The 3,636-nt window shown below is 61.9% G+C and carries 2 protein-coding genes; both read left to right on the top strand.

The window, feature by feature from the left end:
- The first annotated feature begins 52 nt into the window (after window positions 1-52).
- On the top strand, window positions 53-2,212 hold the full coding sequence (locus ACW9JC_RS29310; protein ID WP_448108962.1) for a type I secretion system permease/ATPase: 2,160 nt from the start codon (window positions 53-55) through the stop codon (window positions 2,210-2,212).
- A gap of 9 nt (window positions 2,213-2,221) precedes the next feature.
- Complete coding sequence (locus tag ACW9JC_RS29305; protein WP_457459410.1) at window positions 2,222-3,586, top strand: HlyD family type I secretion periplasmic adaptor subunit; 1,365 nt, start codon at window positions 2,222-2,224, stop codon at window positions 3,584-3,586.
- The last annotated feature ends 50 nt before the right edge of the window (window positions 3,587-3,636 follow it).

The following is a 3,636-nucleotide window of genomic DNA, read 5'->3' as shown; positions in this document are numbered from 1 at the left end:
GGGGCTTGTAGATATTCGTGCCAATTGTTGTAGCTCAACCGGAGCGATAAAATTGACCAGCATGGAACCCGGCAACACCGGTGTCGATCCGCGCCTGAGCTTCGATGACCCGCTTCTGGACGGTCTGTTGATCCTCTGCAAACTTCATGGCGCGACTGTCAGTCGCGCCAGCCTGAGTGCCGGGCTGCCAATGGCACACCAACGCCTGAGCCTGGACCTGCTGCCCCGAGCAGCGGCCCGGGCTGGTTTGCAGGCGCGTCTGCTACGCCGCGACCTCAAGGACATTTCCCCGCTCAACCTGCCCGTGCTGCTGCTGCTCAACAATGGCCGCACCGCGGTCCTGCGCCGTTATGGCGAGGACGGCCGGGTGCTGATCCTGCCCAGCGAAGCGGATGGCGGCGAACAGTGGATCAGCCCGCAGGAACTGGCCGAGCATTACACGGGCCAAGCCCTGTTCGCCCGGCCACGGCATGAACTCGAAGACCTGCGCTCGCCGCTGGTGCCACGCGTACAAGCCTGGTTTCGCGACACCCTGAAGCTGTCGAAGTGGCTGTACAGCGATGCGATTCTCGCCAGTTTCCTGATCAACCTGTTGGGCCTGATGGTGCCGCTGTTCGTGATGCAGACCTACGATCGCGTGGTGCCGAACCAGGCCACTTCAACCTTGTGGGTGTTGTCCATCGGCCTGCTGATCGGCACCGGTTTCGAACTGGTGCTGCGGGTGGTGCGCGCGCACTTGCTGGACACTGCCGGCAAGAAGACCGACGTGATCCTCTCGGCGACTTTGTTTGAACGCATCACCGGCATGGCGATGAAAGCGCGGCCGGCGACCATCGGCGGCTTTGCCCAGAGCATTCACGACTTTCAGGGCCTGCGGGAATTTCTCACCGCGGTGACGCTGACCAGCCTGATCGACCTGCCCTTCGCCTTGTTGATGCTGGTGGTGATCGGCCTGCTTGGCGGCTGGCTGGTGGTGATTCCGGTGCTGGCGTTTCCGATCACGATCATCTTCGCCATGATCATTCAGGCACGCCTGCGCGACACCGTGCAGAAAAGCCTGAGCCTCGGCGCCGAACGCCAGGCATTGCTGATCGAAACCCTCGGCGGCCTGGAAACCCTCAAGGCCTGCAGCGCCGAAAGCGAGCGCCAGCACAAATGGGAAAGTACCCACGGCGCACTCACCCGCCTCGACAGCCACGCGCGCAACCTCTCGGCGCTGGCGACCAACGGCACATTGTTCATCCAGCAGTTTTCCGGCATGGCGACCATCGTCGCCGGGGTCTACAGCATCATCGCCGGCAATCTCAGCGTCGGTGCATTGGTGGCGACCTACATGCTCGGCAGCCGGGTACTGGCGCCGTTGGGGCAAATCGCCGGGTTGATCACCCGCTACCAGCAAGCGCAACTGACCATGAAAAGCACCGATGCGCTGATGTCGCTGCCCCAGGAGCGCGATGCCCGGCAACGGCCGCTGGAGCGCACCCAACTGCAAGGCGCGCTGGATGTGGTCGGCGTGACCTTCCACTACAACGGCCAGAACGCTCCGGCGTTGGCCAACATCAGTTTCAGCGTCAAACCCGGCGAACGCATCGGCATCATCGGTCGCAGCGGCTCGGGCAAAAGCACCTTGGGACGGCTGGTGATGGGCTTCTACGAACCGGAAGAAGGCCAGTTGCTGCTCGATGGCCTGGACCTGCGGCAACTCGACGTCGCCGACCTGCGCCATCAAATCGGTTATGTCGCCCATGACTTGCCGCTGTTGGCCGGCAGCCTGCGCGACAACCTGACCCTCGGCGCGCGCTACATCAGCGACGCCCGCATGCTCGAAGTGGCCGAACTCACCGGCGTTACCGAACTGGCCCGGCAACATCCACAAGGCTTCGACCGCCCTGTCGGCGAGCGCGGGCAATTGCTCTCCGGCGGCCAACGCCAGGCAGTGTTGCTTGCCCGGGCGTTGTTGCTCGACCCGCCGATCATGTTGCTCGACGAACCCACCAGCGCCATGGACAACAGCAGCGAAGACGTACTGCGGCAGAAACTCCATGGCTGGGTCCAGGGCAAAACCGTGCTGCTGGTCACGCACCGCACCTCGATGCTCAGCCTGGTGGATCGGCTGGTGGTGCTGGACAACGGGCGGATCGTCGCCGACGGGCCGAAAGAAGCGGTCATCGATGCACTGCGCAAGGGCCGTGTCGGCTCTGCGGCGGTCTAGGAGTTGCCCATGTCTGCTTCATCGGATTCTTCGAAAGATCGCGGCTACTTCGACAGTTTCGGCAAAAGCGCCGAAGCCGAATTCATGCCGGAAACCGCCGGCGCTTCATTGCAGGACTCGCCGCGCTGGTCGCGGGTGACCGTGTGGCTGGCGGCCGCGCTGTTGATCAGCGCGTTGGTCTGGGCCAAGTTCGCCGTGTTGCAGGAAGTGACGATGGGCGAAGGCAAGGCGATTCCGTCGAGCAAGGTGCAGGTGATCCAGAACCTGGAGGGCGGCATCGTCACCGAGATCTTCGTGCGCGAAGGGCAAATGGTGAACAAGGGCGACACGTTGCTGCGCCTGGATGACACGCGCTACCTGTCGAACAAGGGCGAAAGCGAAGTCGATCGTTATGCACTGACCGCACAGGTCGAACGGTTGTCGGCGGAAGCCGAAGGCCGACCTTTCAAACTCTCGGATGAAGTGATCGCCAAGGCGCCGCAAGTGGCCGAGGACGAGCGCTCACTGTACGAACAGCGGCAACGCCGACTGGCCAGCGAACAACGCACCCTGTCAGAACAACTGAGGCAAAAAACCCAGGAACTGGCGGAATTCCGCTCGAAAGCCGGGCAGTACAGTTCCAGTCTGGCGCTGGTCAACCAAGAGATGAACATGTCTGAGCCACTGGTCAAGACCGGCGCGGTTTCGCCGGTGGAAATCCTGCGGCTCAAGCGCAGTGCCGTGGAAATCCGTGGCTCGCTGAACGCCACCACCCTGGCGATTCCCCGGGCGGAATCGGCGATTGCCGAGATCAGGAGCAAGATCGACGAATCGGAACAATCCTTCCGTTCGGACGCGGCCAAAGAGCTGAATGAAAAACGTACCGACCTGTCGAAAATCACGGCATCGAGCATCGCCATCGACGACCGCGTAACGCGCACCACGGTGACCTCGCCCGTAAAAGGCATCATCAAGGTATTGAAGGTCAACACTATTGGCGGCGTGGTCCAGCCGGGCAGCGACATGGTGGAAATCGTGCCGCTGGAAGACAACCTGCTGATCGAAGCCAAGGTCCGCCCCCAGGACGTCGCGTTCCTGCATCCGGGCCAGAAAGCCATGGTCAAGTTCACGGCTTACGACTACACGATTTACGGCGGGCTGAGCGCGAAGCTGGAACTGATCGGCGCCGACACCATCACCGATGACAAGGGCAACAGCTTCTACCTGATTCAGGTGCGCACCGATAAAAACCATTTGGGCGGGGATGTGAAACCGTTGCTGATCATTCCGGGGATGGTGGCGACGGTGGACATTATTACCGGGGAGAAGACGGTGCTGGATTATCTGCTGAAACCGGTGTTGAAGGCGCGGACTGAGGCGATGCGCGAACGATAAGATCAAAAGATCGCAGCCTTCGGCAGCTCCTACTGAGGATTGCGTACACC

The organism is Pseudomonas sp. SDO5591_S426 (genome assembly GCF_054070755.1).
The sequence above is the reverse complement of the archived record's forward strand: the minus strand, read 5'-3'. Positions and strand labels throughout refer to the sequence as shown.